Genomic DNA, 15,687 nt, shown 5'->3' with positions numbered 1-15,687 from the left:
AAATAAATGAATAAGATTATTTCTGTTGAGGATATCGATCGACCCCGCCCCACCTATCAGCAGATTCTGGATCGGGATGGTGGCCGGGTGCCAGACGTCCTGCGGATCGACAATAATCCACTGCCGTCGCTCGATCCCATTCCGCTCGAACGCTATACGAGCCAAGCCTATTTCGACCGGGAAATGGAGAAAATGTGGAGCCGCGTCTGGCAATTTGCCTGCCGCGAGGAACATGTGGCAAGCCCGGGCGACTTTCACGTTTATGAAATCGGTCGCCACTCTGTCATCATCGTGCGGGGCGACGATGGCCAGCTCAAGGCCTATCACAATAGCTGTCTCCACCGCGGCACAAAGCTGAAAGAGGGATCAGGCTGGTCAGCATCGATCCACTGCCCCTATCATGGCTGGAACTGGAGCCTTGAGGGCGACCTCGTCAACGTCCCCTGTTCTTGGGACTTCCCCCATCTCGATAAGGCCAAGATGCGGTTGCCAACCGTCCGGGTGGATAGCTGGAACGGAATGGTATTCATCAACCTCGCCGATACGGGGCCTTCGCTCGCAGACTATCTCGAGGTGCTGCCCGCGCATTTCCGTAACTGGGACATGACCGATTGGTATGTCAGCGTACACGCCCGCAAAGAGCTGCCTTGCAACTGGAAGGCCGCCCAAGATGCGTTCATCGAGGGCTATCATACCAACCTCGTCCACCCCCAGTGCGTCGGCACAGCGGGTGACATCAACGCCCAGCATGACATTTTCGGCGACCATGTCAGCCGCGACATCGTTGCGCTTGGGGTATCCAGCCCGTCCCTGCCCGAACCGCTGCCAGAGCAGGAAATTCTCGACATGATGCTCATGGGCGATGGCGCGGTCATCGGTGGCCGTCCGCAACTGGCCCCGGGTGAAACGGCGCGCAGCATGATGGCCCGCACCGTCCGCACGACGATGACCGAACAGTTCGGCATGGATCTCGCGGCGCTATCAAATGCAGAGGTGATCGATTCCATCAAATACACCCTGTTCCCGAACCTGTTCATCTTTGCCGGGATCTCGGTACGCGTGCTTTACGTCTATCGCCCGATCGGCAACGATCCCAACCGATGCACGTTCGACATCCTGTTTCTGCGCCCTTTGTCGCCGGGACAGGAGCGCCCGGCCCCGGCGGAGGTCGTGATCGTCCCGGAAGACGGCAGCTATACCGATGTACCGGGCATGGACCCCGGCTTTGGCAATCTGTTCGATCAGGACACCAATATCCTGCGGCTGCAGCGTGACGGCATGCACGCCAGCAAGGCCGGTGTCGGCGTGTATTCCGCCTATCTGGAATCCCGGCTCCGCCACATCCAGCACACGCTCGAAAAATATCTTAACAACTGAAACAGCGGGAGGAGAGCATATGACAATAAGTCCACGCCTGATGGCCAGTTACTTCACCATTGCCGGCAATGTGATGCCACTTGCCGGCAACACCGTCAGCCCGCATTCACTCGAAGAACGCGCGAGGGCCGCTGCCGAGGCTGGCTATTGCGGGATCGGGCTGGTCACCGACGATCTTCGGGCATTGGAGGCCAAGCATGGCTTTCAGGGTATTCGCGCGATCATCGCCGATGCTGGCCTTGATCATGTCGAGTTCGAAGTCCTGCTCGACTGGTTTGCGGACGGTGAGCGCCGCGTGCGCGCAGATGAGGACCGCGCCTATCTGCTCCGCGCCGCCGAACAACTGGGCGCGTATCAGATCAAAGTGGGGGGCGACATTACCGGGACGTCATGGTCCATTGATCGGATGCGTTCGAGCTTCACCGAATTGGCCCGTCAGGCGGGCGATGCCGGGACCATGGTCACCATCGAGATATTTCCGGATTCCAACGTCCGCGATCTCCCCACAGCGATCAGCATCGTCGAGGATGCCAATCCGCAATGGGGCGGCCTGCTACTCGACGTCTGGCATATGAACCGGGGCGGCATTCCTTATGCCGATTTCGCGACCATTCCGCCGCAATATATCAAGCATATCGAGCTGGACGACGCCAATGCGGCGTTGGTTGGCACGATCATGGAGGACACGCTGCTCCGTCGCAAACTACCGGGCGAAGGCGATTTCAACGTGCCGGACTTCCTCGCACATGTCATCGCAACCGGCTATCGCGGCCTGTACGGCGTGGAAATCCTCTCCGAAGAACTGCGCAAGCTTACACCGGCTGAAGCCGCGCGGCAGTCCTATGCGGCGACCATGCGCTGTTTCGAACGCTTGTCTCTGCCGGTCGGCGCAGCATAAGCGAAGGACTGCCGCCAAGGTCGCGGTAAAGGCGGTGCCGCAATATCGGCACCGCCAATTTCTGTCCGCGCGCTCTTCCCCCAACCCCTGTCTTGGGGCATGGCAAATCTTCAACAACAACAGTGAGGCATGGCTTGGTTGTGAAGGATCATGGACAGATCATCGGCGGCGACCGCGACGACAGGCGCTATGAGGTCGCGCGCGTAACCGCACGGATCATTGCCGAGCGCGGCCTGGACGGCGTCAGAGTCCGCGAGATCGCCCAAGAGGCCGGTTACAGCACCCATATCGTTTCGCATTATTTCGACAGTAAAAAGGAGCTGATGCTCTTCACGCTGCGCCAATGCTCGGCCCGACAGGTCCGTCGGCTGAAGCTCGCTATCGCCGCCAATGCCGATCTCGCCGAATGCCTTGAGACATTGTTGCCGCTCGACGAAGAACGCATGATCGATGCCCGTGTCTGGATGGTATTCTGGGCGCAAACATTATCTGATGAAGACATCATCGCCGAACAGCGCGACTTCGGCCAGCGCTGGCGGCGACTTCTGGTCGGCATGATGCGTATCCGCGGCTATTTTACGCCGGACACGGCAAGAATGACCCGCAATCATATCGCGCAGCAATTGCAAACGGCTGTCGCCGGGATTGGCATTCATGGCGCGCTCGGCGTCTGGTCGGCGGATCAGCAGCGCCAATTGGTCCGTGAACAGGTTGAAATGATCATGACCCTGCTCGGCACGCCGATGCCCACGCGGCTGCCCGTGCCCAGGCAAAAGGCCGAAGCGCCGATCGAAAATGAATTGGCTGCCGAGAATGCGCGCCTACGCAAGCTGCTGGTTGATGCCATGCTGCAAATCGAAACACTCAGCGAAGGCAACGAACAGCGCTACCTCTCCAAGCGCGCCTGAGGGACTCATAGCCAATGATTTGGCCTGTTACGATATAGAGCCCAGCAACAAATAGAGGGGATCGGCAGGGCGATAACTGCCACGTGCGCTCATGGGCAATTGCGAGAGTTCTGGATCGGCAGGGTCCACCAATCGTTCAAAATCCAGCACGCCAATGCGATGTGCGATCTTCCACTCATCACCGGCGCGACGTTCAAATCGATCAAGATAGCGGCCCTTGATGAACCAATCCTTTTCGCCAACGCCCCCTTCTGCGGCGCGGCGATGATGGGCGAAGAAATGCGCTTCGCTGATCGCCGTGTTGCCGCTGACCTCAATCAACGCATTGGTAATCAGGTGCGTCATCGATTTGCGGGTAGCACAAGCATCTAGCCACATATTCATGAGCGCGTGCGCCGTTCCTTCAAAACCCGCATGGCAAATCGTGGCGTCTGGATGGAAGGCATTGAGAACAAGTTCGCGATCGAACCGATCCCAACCGCGCGCATAGCGATACAGTGCCTCAAGAATGGCCTGTTTTTCAAGCAGCAGGCAAAGCTTCTCATCCAGCGCCATCTTAAAATCCCACCTGCTTGGTAAAACCGCCATCGACGACGACATTGGCACCATTGACCCAAGCCGCACGGGGGCTGGCAAGGAAGGTCACGACATCGGCGACCTCATAATCGGTGCCCATACGCTGCAATGGATGCTGCGTGCGGTCGCGCTCATATTCGCGGGGATAGCCGACCTGCACCGAATCCCACACACCACCAGGAAACTGGATCGGGCCGGGTGAAACGCAATTGGCACGGACGTTTTCCGGCCCCCACCGCTGCGCCAGTTGCGCCGTCATGTTGATGGCAGCCGCCTTCATCGCGCCATAGCTCGGCGAGATCGGCATGTCGTGATGCTCGATCGCGGTGATCGTGGCGATCTGGACAATCGCGCCTCCCTTCGCCTTTTTGAACCATGGATAGGCCGCATCGTTGAGCGCGACGCAGCTCATCAGATCAACATCGAAATTGTTGATATAGGCCTCGCGCCCCCATTCAAGCTGGCCGGAAGCAGTGGCATTGTTGACGACAATGTCGACCCCGCCCAGCGCCTCCCCGGCGACGTCCACCCAGCGCGTGACAGCATCATAATTTGCGCCATCGACGGCATAGCCCAAGATCGGACCTATGCGCGAGAGTTCGGCCACCGTCTGATCGATGGCGTCCTGCCCGCGCGCGAAGAAGGCGACGCTCGCGCCCTCTTCCAGCAAGCGATGCGCACAGGCACGCCCGATCCCCTTGCTCCCACCGGAGATCAGCGCGCGCTTGCCTTTAAGTTGGAGATCCATACCGGCCCTTCCTATGCGGCAGCGCGATATGCATGTGCCTTACGCACAGCGGCTTCGATTCTCTCCACGCTGGGCATATAGGCATCCTCAAGCGAAGGGGAAAAAGGCGAGGACGTATGCGGGCATGTCACAGCCTCGATCGGGGCCTTGAGGAAGGCAAAGCCCTCCTGTGCGACGATGCCGGCAATGTCGGAAGCCATGGAGCAACGTGGCGGACTTTCGTCCACAATCACCAGTCGGCCCGTGCGCTCGACGCTTTCCAGAATAGCGCCCTTATCGAGCGGCGAAGTGGTCCGCGGATCGATCACTTCGACTGAAATACCCTCACGCTCCAGCCTGTCTGCCACCTCGACCGCGCGAGGCACCATCGCGCTGAACGCAACCAAGGTCACATCATCACCCTCGCGAACGAAATCGGCCTCGCCAAAGGGGATGCAATAGGCTTCATCCGGCACATCGGCTTCCATCCCGTAGAGCAGCTTGTGTTCGAGAAAGATGACCGGATCATCGTTGCGGATGGCCTCGATCAACAGGCCCTTGGCATCATAGGGGTTGGACGGCATCACCACCTTCAATCCCGGAAACATGGTGAAGAGCGGGTGCAGCGTCGCGCTATGCTGCGCGCCTGCGCGCAGACCGCCGCCGATCGGCGCGCGAATGACCAGCGGGCATTTGGCCTTGCCGCCGAACATGTAGCGAAACTTGGCCGCCTGATTGAAGATTTGATCAAGGCAGACCCCGACAAAATCGACGAACATCAGCTCGGCCACTGGCCGCATGCCGGTGATCGCCGCCCCGTTCGCGGCGCCGATGATCGCGCTTTCCGAGATCGGTGTATCGATCACGCGATCCGCGCCAAATTCCTCGATAAATCCCGACGTCAGGCCGAAAATCCCGCCGACCGAACCACGGTGATCAGTGCCTGCCCCGCCAGCGATATCCTCGCCGATCAGGAACACATTGGGGTCGCGCCGCATTTCGAGGCGCAGCGCTTCGGCAATAGCCTGCAGATATGTTTTTTTAGCCATGATATTCGGCCTCTCAATATGAAATATAAACGTCGCGTTCGAGCGCAGACGGATCAGGATAGGGAGCTTCCAAGGCCTTCTCTGCAGCGGCTTCAACGCGCGCATAGGTCTCGAGATCGATGACGGCGAAGGTTTCGGCATCAAGCAACCCCGCCGACACGACCTTCTCCCGGAACGTCACCAAGGGATCAATAGCACGGGCCGCCTTTAGTTCTGCAGGGGTGCGGTACGCCTGTGGATCACCGATATAATGCCCAAGATAGCGCGGCACCTTCATCTCGATGGTGGTCGGCCCGCCGCCGGTGCGCGCACGCTCAAGGGCTTTCAGCATCGATTCTCGCACTGCGAAGAAATCGACCCCATCAATCTGTTCCGCCGGCATACCGAAAGCGGCGGCGCGGGCAGCGATGGACTCCGCGCCCACCGAATAGCTGGATGCGGTATGCTCGCCAAACCCGTTATTCTCGATCACGAAGATGGCCGGCACCTGCAACACGACCGCCATGTTCATCGCCTCGAATGTGGTGCCCTGATTGGAAGCGCCATCACCCGCAAAGGCCACCGCGACCTTGCCCGTCTTCCGGATTTTCTGGTTCAGTGCAGCCCCGACCACGATGGGCGGCGAACCACCGACAATCGCATTGGCACCCAGCATGCCCTTGTCGAAATCGGCGATGTGCATCGAACCGCCCTTGCCGCCACAAATGCCACCGGCTTTGCCGAAGATTTCCAGCATCATGCCTTCAAGGTCGCAGCCTTTGGCAATGCAATGGCCATGGCCGCGATGGGTCGAAGCGATATAATCATCTGCGGCGAGATCATGGCAAGCGCCCGCTGCGATCGCCTCAGCACCAAGATAGACATGTCCGAAACCCGGTATCTTCCCGGCGGCGAAGTCCTTCTCGATCCGCTCGTCAAACGCGCGGATTTCGATCATTGTGCGATAGGCGCGCAATAACTCGTCGCGACTCATTTGCATCGCAAAGCTCTTATCCAATGTGCTTATATTCATAGTCTTATTCCTTAGCCCAGACGCGCAACGATAAGCGCATTGACCTCATTGGGACTCTCCACATGCGGCATATGACCGGCATATGGGATGACCTTGACCTCCCCGTTTTCCTGAAGGGAGTCGCGCACGATAATGCGGTCGGCCTCGCCAATGATGACGAGCGGTCGGTATTTCTCGACCAATGCACCCAGGCCGGCGAACTGTTCGCCACTGTTGATCTGGTCCCGGATTTTGCCGAGCGCGTCCATCACGCCATCCACGCGCCGGAATTTGATGATGTCTTCGACCATCTCATGCGTGACACGAGAAGAATCGGCCATCAGCATCTCCAGATAACCCTTCAACTCACGCTGGCGACGCGCCGTCAGCAGCCCGTTCAGGAAATCGGAGGAAACAGTGCTGCCCGGCAAGCCTGCGGGCGCGACAAGGACCATCTCGCCCAGCTTTCCTTCCAGCAGTTCAGCCAGTTGCAGAGCCACCGCAGCGCCCAATGAATGGCCGACAAGATGCACCCGCTCCACTTCGAGCCGGGTGAGAACATCACCGACAGCCGCAGCCAACGTGGCGATTGTGCCATCGCCAACATTCTTGGTGGATGTGCCGTGTCCGGGCAAATCGAGCGCAACCAGCGTTCGCCCCTCGCCCAACGCTTCGATATTGAAACCCCAACTGTTCATGTCGGACGCGAAGCCATGGATCAGCAGGATTGTATCGCCAGATCCATCGCCGCGCTGACCGATACTGATGGGGCCAAGTCGACTATCGACAGTGGCAGGTTGAAACACCGCCTCTCCCGCCCCTTCAGTTTTCAAGACACCAAAACGGGCATTAAAGTCCTCGATAAACGTCTCGATCTCGGCATCCGCAACCGCTGCATCGGCAATGACACCGATGAGCGCCCCTACCGGCATCGTATCGCCGAGATCGACCGTGATGCGGCGCAGCACACCATTGCCGGGTGCCAGCGCGACATTCGTTATCTTCGCCGTCTCGATATCGACAAGGTCTTCATCCTCGGTGACGCTATCGCCCACGGCCTTGTGCCAAGCCACGACAGTGCCTTCGGTCATGGAAAGACCCCATTTAGGTATCCTGACAGCCGTTATTCCACTCATGAAAGTCCTTTCAGATATTGTTTAAAGGCCCGGAAATCCAGCGGTCGCACCGCCATCAATCACCCAGGCCGCACCCGTGACAAAGCTGGAACGTGCCGAACCGAGATATGAGACCAGATCGGCAATCTCATCGACAGATGCGAGCCGGCCCAATGGCGAGGTCCGCTCCAAATATGCGCGGGCTGCAGCAGGATCTTCCGATGCAGCCATTGCGCGTGTGATATTGGGAGTCTCGGTAATGCCCGCGTGAATCGAATTGCATCGAATGTTGTAACCCGCCTTGCCGCAATACACGGCGATCGACTTGGCCAGCGAAAGCAGGGCGCCCTTGCTCGCCGTATAGGCAACATCTCCCGGCAATCCGGCCATGGCCGTGATCGAGGAATTGATAATGATCGAACCCGACGGACCTTCGGGATTTTTCTTCATCGCCGCAATTGCCGCTTTGCACGTCAGCATCGCGCCATCGACATTGACGGCAAATATCCGCCGCCATGCGTCGAATGACACGCTTTCAATGTCGCTATCATCACTATTGATACCTGCATTGACGAAGGCAATGTCTAGCCGCTCAAGCGCTGCAAGCTGCATTTCAAGCTGCGGCCAGTCCTGAACATTGGCCACATCATGCCGACAAAACAGGCCACCTGTTTCACGGGCGATTCGTTCACCGGCATCGATGTTCCCACCTGTGAAGAGGACACGCGCACCCTCCCGCACAAAACGGCGAACAGCGGCCTCACCAATGCCCGCCGTGCCGCCCGTAACAAGCGCAACCTTGCCTGATAGCTCGCCCATTCAGTCCTCAAAAACAAGTGTTATTATTATCCATAACCGTGGTTATACTCATTCGAGTACCGCGTCAACAGCGGCAAGACGGCGAGAAGAAAGACATGTGGATCGGCAGGCCTGTGCCGCTTGGAGGGATCTGAAACGGCGCTCGCTTGCAAGGCAGAAACCCGCAGTCACACCTAAGAGTAATTGGTGATGCGTATATGACCGCCCTGTTGGCGGCGGCTCTGTGAATAGCCCCTAGTTTTCTAGACGCCTTCCGCATTCAAAATCTGCTGTCGTTCGAACTCGACGGGCGACAGCATCCCGTTCCTGACATGCTTGCGCACCGGGTTGTAGAACATTTCGATGTAATCGAATACGTCCTGTCTGGCCTCCTCGCGTGTTTTACAGGTCCGTCGCCGGCTCATCGAGTGCTCAAAATTGTGAGCTCTGGTGAAGGCCGCCCAGTCCATACTGGTGAACTGAGAGCCCTGGTCAGAATGGATCAGCACCCGATGCTCTGGCTTGCGCCGCCAGACAGCCATGTGAAGGGCCTACAGGACTACGTCGCTGGTCTGGCGGCTTTGTATCGACCAGCCCACCACGCGGCGTGAGTACAGGTCGAGCACGACAGCGAGATAGGCAAAGCCTTCCATCGTGCGGATGTAGGTGATGTCTGTCACCCAGGCAGGTCCGGCGCGGCCACGTTGAACTGGCGATCCAGAGTGTTGGCAGCCACGATCAAGGGCCTGCTAACCGATGAGACGAATCCCGCTTACTATCTCGCTGCCGTCAAACTCATCTGCACACGCCTCTGTTGCACCGCGAAATGAGTCCACGCCCTAGTATGGACACGGCCTTCGCCTCTCCCTAGCCGTTACGAACCTTTTCCCGTCTCCTGCACTCAACAGGACAAGGAGCGCGCTCAAGCGATCCGGATCAGTTTGCGCCCCTTCACGCCGCCGTGAAACCCGGCGAGCGCGGCATCCGGCACCGCTTCAAAGCCTTCCTCGACATCGAGCCATTCTCGGATGCGGCCGTCACGCAACCAATGTGCCAATCGCTGCCGCGCGCCGTCCCACAGGTCGACATGGTCGAAATAGAAGAATCCGCGCATGGTGAGCGAACGCATCGCCATATGGATGTGGTTGTAGATCGGCTCTGGCTTGACGCCGTAATGCGCCGTGCCGCCGCAGATCAGTACCTGTCCGTAATGGCTCATGTTCACCAGTGCTGCATCAAGCAGAGGGCCGCCAACATTGTCGAAGAACAGGTCGACGCCTTGCGGGCATGCCTTGGCGATCTGGCCCGGCAGGTCGTGCGCCTTGTAGTCGACCATCGCGTCGAAGCCGTTGGCCAGAGCAGCCGCGCACTTCTCGGCACCCCCGGCAATGCCCACCGGACGCGCGCCGAACAGTGGCACGAGTTGCCCTGCAATCGAGCCGATCCCGCCTGATGCGCCGGAGACCAAAACCGTATCACCGGGGCGCGGGCGCGTGAAATGGGCAAGACCCAGCCACGCGCAGACACCGCTCATGCCCAGCGTCACCAACCCGCTCGCCGACGCCACGCCATCCGGGATGCGTTGCAACGGCACGCCCATGTGATCGGTGCCGTCGCTCAGCGAGTAATCTGCCCAGTCGAGGAAACCGGTCACCCGCGTGCCCTCGGGCCAATCCGGATTGAGGCTGGCAATGATCGTACCCGCTACGCCGCCGCGCATCGTGGTGCCAGGCGCTAGCGGATCAAACTTGCCCGGCATGCCGCGCACCCAGGCATGATTCATCGCATCGGGCGAAAAATATTCCGCCCGGACGAGCACCTGCCCCTCGCCCACCGCAGGCACGGCACCCTCGCCGCGCTCGAAGTGGCCGCGCACCAGCGCCATGCCGCCATGTATATCGTCATTCGGCTTGCCGACCTGCCACAACCGATTTGTGCCCGCGTTCATCGTCATAATCCTTCGGTCAAAGCAAAGTGTGCATGCCGCCTTCCAGCATCACCGTATGGCCGTAGCGCCGATACGGAAGGTATATTCCCAATCGTCCTTCTGCATCCTCGCAAGCGACGAACTCCTTAGAAAACTGCGGATCGGCTTCGGTCCCGAAGCCGTGTGCATTGTTGACAAGGATATGGACAGCGCCGAACGCCTTGGCTGTCTTTTCAACGTATCGCAGTCACCGACATCGCAGGCAACGCCGATTACGACGCCGCCGGCATCGTTGATGTCCTTGGTCACCCTAGCGACGGTTTCCTTTGTGCGCGAAGCGACCACCACTTTGGCGCCCTAGGCCACGTAGGTCAAAGCAATCTCGCGACCGGTCCCGCGCCCCGCGCACGTGACGACCACTGCCTCGTCCTGAAGAACCTGACCTTCCATCGCCCCCCCCTTCGGCACGCAGAGCGCACCGCAATCGATCCCCACTCTTTTTGGTGTGGCGTTTCCGATATGTCAGGCCTATGGGCGGCCCCGCATCTACGATACTATCCTATATTATAGTTTAGATGGAGCGCGTAGAATCGTTTTCCGAGTAGGAATCGCTAACAGTCCGCTTGGCGCAAAAAACTATAAATAATAAGGAATAACAGGATGCCAAACGCCAGGCTGGCAGAAATAATCGGTGAATACGCGACCGACCGGAAAGGCGGAAAACATAGTACTCGACGCCCATTTCCATCGTCGGGCGCGAACGGCGAATGTTGATCACGCCGGCAGTCTTGTTGCTTCCAAACAGGGCTTTGCCCTCTCCACCTAATCTGCCTCGAAGGCGAGTATGGCGGGATCGTCGCACCCACACAACGCAGGCTGCGGATATAATAATAGAACGTCCGCACTACCAAAATTGATCTTCTGGGTGCGGATGAAAAGGCAGCGGGCTCCATCATATCATCGGCCGGAGCGCTCCTCTTGGCAGCTCAGCCACACGGAAGGCCTTTACTCCTCCCTCCCTCCCTCCCTCCCGCTATCCTTAGTCTTAGTATTGACAGACAATTGGGTCCGAGAGATATTTTCAGCTGGCTGTAGTATTTAAACTAATAATATTACGCGAGATGGGCGCATCTAGATTTCTGAAGAATGCTTCTCGCCTTAAGTTATAAAAAATGTTGGCGTATCAACGATAATATATAGCTTGGTGAAATCACGCTCTGTTGCAGTTGTGGTCCAAGCGCAGTGAATGAAGGAAGAGTATTCGTCTCGCGCGATATGCGGCGATGACCTCATCCTAACAGACCATGTACAGCCAGAGACGCGTAAATCTAGAACACAACCTTATAGGGGGGATATAAAAATGAAAATAATCAATTTTCGACGTCAACTTCTGCTGACCACCTTTGCCAGTTCGATGGCAATCGCAATGTCCGCGCCGGCCCAAGCTGCCGACGCCAGCACCCAGGCCAATGACAGCAACCAGATTCAGGACATTATCGTTTCGGCCCGTCGTCGCAACGAAACGCTACAGCAGACCCCGATCGCAATGACCGCGATTGTTGCATCGCAGCTCGAATCCAAGGCGTCGGTCAGCATCGCTGACATCCAGGGCACGGCCCCGAACCTCCTGATCACCCAACAGGTGACCGGTGGCGCGGCAGCGAACATTTCGATCCGCGGCCTCTCCTTCGCCGACATTGAAAAGTCGTTCGATCCGACCGTGGCCGTCGTGGTTGATGGCGCCTTTATCGGCACCAGCACCGGCCAGCTGCTCGACTTCTTCGACATTGATTCGATCGAAGTGCTGCGTGGTCCGCAGGGCAACCTGTTCGGCCGCAACACCATCGGCGGCGTGATCAACATCAAGCGCAGCCGACCGAAGGAAGAGCTCGGCGGCAAGTTCGAGATGGAATATGGCAGTTTCAATACCATGTCCGAACGCGGTGTGCTGCACGTGCCGCTGGTCAAGGACAAGCTGTTCGCAAAGGTCTTCGCCTTCCACACCCAGACCGACGGCTTCTACAAATACTACACCGATCGCAGCCCTCGTGGTGGTGGCAATAACACTAACTTCGGCGCGTCCTTCCTGTACAAGGCGAGCGAAGATTTCGACGCCTTGCTGACCCTCGAAAAGCAGGTCTCCGAGCAGGATAACGTAGTGTCCAACATTTCGGGCACAGGTGAAGTGTTCTGCCTCTTTGCGGCGGTTCCGGGTGAATGCAATCGCAACACCACCAAGGATCTCTACACCGTCTTCGCCGATCCGGGCCAGGCGCGCTACAGCTCGCCAGCCGCCACGCTGGAAATGAACTGGAACGCCGGTCTGGTCAAGCTGACCTCGCTGACCAACTATCGTGAGTCGAAAGACAGCTCATATGAGGACGTGGACAGCTTTGCGGAGCCGTTCTACAAGGTTGACCGTCACTCGAAATATCGCCAGATCAGCCAGGAACTGCGCGCCAGTGGCCAGTTCGCCGAGAATTTCGACTTCGTCGTCGGCGGCTATTTCTTCGACAGCAAGTACACGCTCAACCAGAAGACCAGCTTGTTCGGCGGTGATTTCTACCAGTCGCAGATCACCCATGGCACGTCGCAGAGCGTTGCCGCATTTGGTGACTTCAACTGGGAGTTCCTGCCCAAGTTGCGCCTGAACTTCGGTGGCCGCGTGACGCATGACAAGAAGGGCCTGGATACCTCGGCACCGGACGGCGCTGGCGTGTTCACCGATTTCGGCTGGAACCACAAGTCGTGGACCAAGTTCACGCCGAAGGTCTCGCTCGACTATCGTCCGACCCACGACCTGATGGTCTATGGTTCGTGGTCGCAGGGTTACCGTTCGGGCGGCTTTAGCGGTCGCGGTCTTGACCAGGTATCGGCAACGACGCCGTTCAACCCGGAAAAGGTGAACTCGTTTGAAGCTGGCGTGAAGGCCGAACTGTTCGACCGTCGCCTGACCCTGAACCTTGCCGGCTTCTACGTGAAATACAAGGACATCCAAGAAACGATCACCAAGTCGGGTGGTTCGACCGGCAACATCACGATCGTCGAGAATGCCGCGTCCGCCAAGGTCAAGGGTATCGAAGCCGACTTCACCGCCCGTCCGATTGATGGCCTGACCGTGCGTGGTTCATTGGGTTATCTCCACAACCGCTTCTCCGGCTTCACCAACAAGGAAGCCTGGTCGATCACTGATGGCGATGACAACGTCCTCGATTCGGGTCTGCACATCTATGATTATTCGGGCGTCAACATGATCTACGCGCCGAAGATCACAGCGTCTGTGAGCTTCGAATACAAATATGAGCTCGGCAATGACCATCAGGTACGCCTGAACGGTGGCTATCGCTACATCGGCGCCTATGACCAGCAGGTTTCGCGTGATGCTCGTATCCCGACGATCCAGGACAATGGCACCACCGTGCTGACTTCCAACGATCCGCGTGTGCGTGCCAACAAGCAGAGCCTGCTTGATGCGTCGCTCTCTTACATCCTGCCAACTGGTGGCGGCGAAACCCGCATCACGGTGTTCGGGCGTAACTTGCTCGACAACCGTGGCCCTGCCACCGCGTTCACCGTGGCTGGTCTGTGGAGCTTCGCAACGGCTCGCGAGCCGCGCGTTTATGGTGTGCAGGTCGGCTACAAGTTCTAATTCTGGACCGAACTTAATATATAAGTAGCGCTTCGTTCCTATCTTTGTGTATTGCCCCGCGGCTCGGTTCAAGCCGCGGGGCTTTTCAATAAAACCAATATTTTTTAATACAAATTCCCTACCAACATTATATGCTTTGTTAGCGCGTACATTCAGCCCCCTTGAACCTGCCCGCTCTGAACTGAAATTGAGCGCACCATCGCCGACTCAGGCCCGCCCTGCCTACCAAACGCCCGACTGGACCGCAGTGCCTAGACTTGATGGGTTAGCCAGCCCCCCCCCGACGCATATAAGGCCTGATAACGTCCCATGCGCGGTTCGTGCTGGCCGCTTGGAGGGTTCTGAAACGGCGCTCGCTTGCGGGGTAGAAGGCCACAGTCGCACCGCAGAACTAAATTCAGCAATATGATCTCATGAGTATATGGCAGTCCTTTTGACTGTTATCCTAGCCTTTCATGATCTCTGCAAGTGACGCCCGTGCAGGGGCGTTGACGAACAGGTCAAGCCAGTGATGGAAGTGCTGCACGCCGCCTTCGTTGCGGCCGAGTTGGACCTTTGGCAGCAGGCCTGAAGCAAACACCTGCTGCTGATCGCGCGACATCGGTAGATCTTCCTCACTGACGACATGGCCGAGAAAATCCGACATGGCACGGGCATCATGCAGTAGCTCACCCTCCGGCTTTTTCTCGTGGAGGAACATCTGCACCGTGATGGATTCTTCAGCAGTTCTGCCGGGGAATATCTGCGAGATGATGACGCCGCGACCTCCCTTGTAGAAGCAGTTAATCGACACATTGGGGAAGATGATCCACTCGCCAAACAACAGAGTGTCGAGCGGCCATTCTTCCTGTGGTTGGTGCGCTAGGCTGGCCAGATCGTCTTGTTCCAACACATGCTCATCAGTCGACACGAGCCCGAGTCTTTGGTGCGGGCCGTAATAGAAATATTCCGCCAGATTGCTGATCTTATTGCCGAATGTATTGCGATGCAGGACGGGCAAATGGTAGAAATCAAGATGCGCGTCGAAGGCGAGTTTCCAGTTAGCGCCCGATAGTGAGCGGCTCTCGAAATAATGCCAGTTGGCGAAGTTGAACCCCTCAAGCAGCTTGTCGATGCCGGACAAAAATGTGTCGAATTCAGGCGAGGCGGCAGGGTCGAGTATCGCCCAAATGAGGCCGGCCCGTTCCGTGGTCGGAAACTCGATCAGTGCACTGGCCTCGGCATCAACATCGCCAAACGCCTTGCGTGCCGCCACGCTGATCAGGCTACCGTCCAGACCAAAGGTCCATGCGTGATAAGGGCAGGTAAAACGCGCGGCATGTCCACAATCGTGCGCCAGCTTTGACCCGCGATGGGTGCAGGCGTTCAGGAACGCCCTTACTTGGCCATCCTTGCCACGCGTCAGCAGTATCGGAATGCCAGCGACCTCCATCGTCTTATAGTCACCAACTGCTGGCAACTCACACGACGCCGCAAGCATCAACGGGATCTTGCGGAAGATGTGTTGGCATTCCTGCTGGAAGATCGCCGAGTCGGTGTAGGCGACAGTATCCAACGTCTTCACGCTTGGCGCCTGCGTAATCGAGCGACTTTCAAGTCGCGCCAGCATTTCTACGGCATCGCTGACCAGTTGCTGGCGAACGTCCATCTTCTATCTCCTAAGATTTTGGGG

Annotated in this window: 13 protein-coding genes and 1 pseudogene; 4 read left to right on the top strand and 10 right to left on the bottom strand. The window is 58.0% G+C overall.

The window, feature by feature from the left end:
* The first annotated feature begins 6 nt into the window (after positions 1–6).
* From K6117_RS09810 to K6117_RS09800, 3 genes are all read left to right on the top strand, one after another.
* Entirely contained in the window at positions 7–1,377 is a 1,371-nt protein-coding gene (locus K6117_RS09810) for an aromatic ring-hydroxylating oxygenase subunit alpha (protein ID WP_221794468.1), read from the top strand.
* Between the two features lie 19 nt (positions 1,378–1,396).
* Positions 1,397–2,275 carry a sugar phosphate isomerase/epimerase family protein gene (locus K6117_RS09805; protein WP_221794465.1) on the top strand — a complete coding sequence of 293 codons (879 nt, stop codon included), beginning with the start codon at positions 1,397–1,399 and terminating at the stop codon, positions 2,273–2,275.
* Between the two features lie 140 nt (positions 2,276–2,415).
* Positions 2,416–3,183, top strand: coding sequence for a TetR/AcrR family transcriptional regulator (locus K6117_RS09800; RefSeq protein ID WP_343211771.1), 768 nt, complete (start codon positions 2,416–2,418; stop codon positions 3,181–3,183).
* Between the two features lie 27 nt (positions 3,184–3,210).
* Here the strand turns inward: K6117_RS09800 and K6117_RS09795 are convergent, their stop codons facing one another.
* The 9 genes and pseudogenes from K6117_RS09795 to K6117_RS09755 all read right to left on the bottom strand — a co-directional run bounded on the left by K6117_RS09795 (position 3,211) and on the right by K6117_RS09755 (position 10,675).
* A complete protein-coding gene (locus K6117_RS09795; RefSeq protein ID WP_221794461.1) occupies positions 3,211–3,738 on the bottom strand; it encodes a nuclear transport factor 2 family protein in 528 nt (175 codons plus the stop codon).
* A 1-nt stretch (position 3,739) separates the two neighbouring features.
* Positions 3,740–4,507 carry an SDR family NAD(P)-dependent oxidoreductase gene (locus K6117_RS09790; RefSeq protein ID WP_221794459.1) on the bottom strand — a complete coding sequence of 256 codons (768 nt, stop codon included), beginning with the start codon at positions 4,505–4,507 and terminating at the stop codon, positions 3,740–3,742.
* An 11-nt stretch (positions 4,508–4,518) separates the two neighbouring features.
* On the bottom strand, positions 4,519–5,535 hold the full coding sequence (locus tag K6117_RS09785) for an alpha-ketoacid dehydrogenase subunit beta (protein ID WP_221794457.1): 1,017 nt from the start codon (positions 5,533–5,535) through the stop codon (positions 4,519–4,521).
* A gap of 13 nt (positions 5,536–5,548) precedes the next feature.
* Positions 5,549–6,547 (bottom strand): thiamine pyrophosphate-dependent dehydrogenase E1 component subunit alpha, encoded by a 999-nt coding sequence (locus K6117_RS09780; protein WP_246605005.1) that lies wholly within the window; start codon positions 6,545–6,547, stop codon positions 5,549–5,551.
* An 11-nt stretch (positions 6,548–6,558) separates the two neighbouring features.
* A complete protein-coding gene (locus K6117_RS09775; protein ID WP_281422131.1) occupies positions 6,559–7,662 on the bottom strand; it encodes an acetoin dehydrogenase dihydrolipoyllysine-residue acetyltransferase subunit in 1,104 nt (367 codons plus the stop codon).
* Between the two features lie 21 nt (positions 7,663–7,683).
* On the bottom strand, positions 7,684–8,460 hold the full coding sequence (locus tag K6117_RS09770) for an SDR family oxidoreductase (protein WP_221794452.1): 777 nt from the start codon (positions 8,458–8,460) through the stop codon (positions 7,684–7,686).
* A gap of 242 nt (positions 8,461–8,702) precedes the next feature.
* A pseudogene (locus K6117_RS09765) lies at positions 8,703–9,187 on the bottom strand (IS3 family transposase); the annotation flags it as partial.
* A 174-nt stretch (positions 9,188–9,361) separates the two neighbouring features.
* Positions 9,362–10,387 carry an MDR family NADP-dependent oxidoreductase gene (locus tag K6117_RS09760; RefSeq protein ID WP_246605004.1) on the bottom strand — a complete coding sequence of 342 codons (1,026 nt, stop codon included), beginning with the start codon at positions 10,385–10,387 and terminating at the stop codon, positions 9,362–9,364.
* Positions 10,388–10,435: 48 nt separating this feature from the next.
* The gene (locus tag K6117_RS09755) at positions 10,436–10,675 is read right to left on the bottom strand and encodes a hypothetical protein (RefSeq protein WP_221794450.1); all 240 of its coding nucleotides are present in this window, start codon (positions 10,673–10,675) and stop codon (positions 10,436–10,438) included.
* Between the two features lie 1,051 nt (positions 10,676–11,726).
* On the opposite strand from K6117_RS09755, the gene K6117_RS09750 reads away from it, so the two are divergent.
* A complete protein-coding gene (locus K6117_RS09750; protein ID WP_221794448.1) occupies positions 11,727–14,015 on the top strand; it encodes a TonB-dependent receptor in 2,289 nt (762 codons plus the stop codon).
* 445 nt (positions 14,016–14,460) lie between these two features.
* On the opposite strand, the gene K6117_RS09745 is transcribed toward K6117_RS09750, so the two are convergent.
* On the bottom strand, positions 14,461–15,663 hold the full coding sequence (locus K6117_RS09745) for an aromatic ring-hydroxylating oxygenase subunit alpha (RefSeq protein WP_221794446.1): 1,203 nt from the start codon (positions 15,661–15,663) through the stop codon (positions 14,461–14,463).
* Between the last annotated feature and the right edge of the window lie 24 nt (positions 15,664–15,687).

Origin of the sequence: Alteraquisediminimonas sediminicola, from assembly GCF_019740335.1 — a bacterium.
In the GTDB taxonomy this organism is placed as follows: domain Bacteria; phylum Pseudomonadota; class Alphaproteobacteria; order Sphingomonadales; family Sphingomonadaceae; genus Alteraquisediminimonas; species Alteraquisediminimonas sediminicola.
The sequence above is the reverse complement of the archived record's forward strand: the minus strand, read 5'-3'. Positions and strand labels throughout refer to the sequence as shown.

Coding starts and splice junctions, on each gene's coding strand:
- K6117_RS09795 (WP_221794461.1), bottom strand. CDS start 3,738: ATGGCGCTGGATGAGAAGCTTTGCCTGCTGCTTGAAAAACAGGCCATT.
- K6117_RS09750 (WP_221794448.1), top strand. CDS start 11,727: ATGAAAATAATCAATTTTCGACGTCAACTTCTGCTGACCACCTTTGCC.
- K6117_RS09790 (WP_221794459.1), bottom strand. CDS start 4,507: ATGGATCTCCAACTTAAAGGCAAGCGCGCGCTGATCTCCGGTGGGAGC.
- K6117_RS09805 (WP_221794465.1), top strand. CDS start 1,397: ATGACAATAAGTCCACGCCTGATGGCCAGTTACTTCACCATTGCCGGC.
- K6117_RS09745 (WP_221794446.1), bottom strand. CDS start 15,663: ATGGACGTTCGCCAGCAACTGGTCAGCGATGCCGTAGAAATGCTGGCG.
- K6117_RS09785 (WP_221794457.1), bottom strand. CDS start 5,535: ATGGCTAAAAAAACATATCTGCAGGCTATTGCCGAAGCGCTGCGCCTC.
- K6117_RS09760 (WP_246605004.1), bottom strand. CDS start 10,387: ATGAACGCGGGCACAAATCGGTTGTGGCAGGTCGGCAAGCCGAATGAC.
- K6117_RS09780 (WP_246605005.1), bottom strand. CDS start 6,547: ATGAATATAAGCACATTGGATAAGAGCTTTGCGATGCAAATGAGTCGC.
- K6117_RS09770 (WP_221794452.1), bottom strand. CDS start 8,460: ATGGGCGAGCTATCAGGCAAGGTTGCGCTTGTTACGGGCGGCACGGCG.
- K6117_RS09810 (WP_221794468.1), top strand. CDS start 7: ATGAATAAGATTATTTCTGTTGAGGATATCGATCGACCCCGCCCCACC.
- K6117_RS09775 (WP_281422131.1), bottom strand. CDS start 7,662: ATGAGTGGAATAACGGCTGTCAGGATACCTAAATGGGGTCTTTCCATG.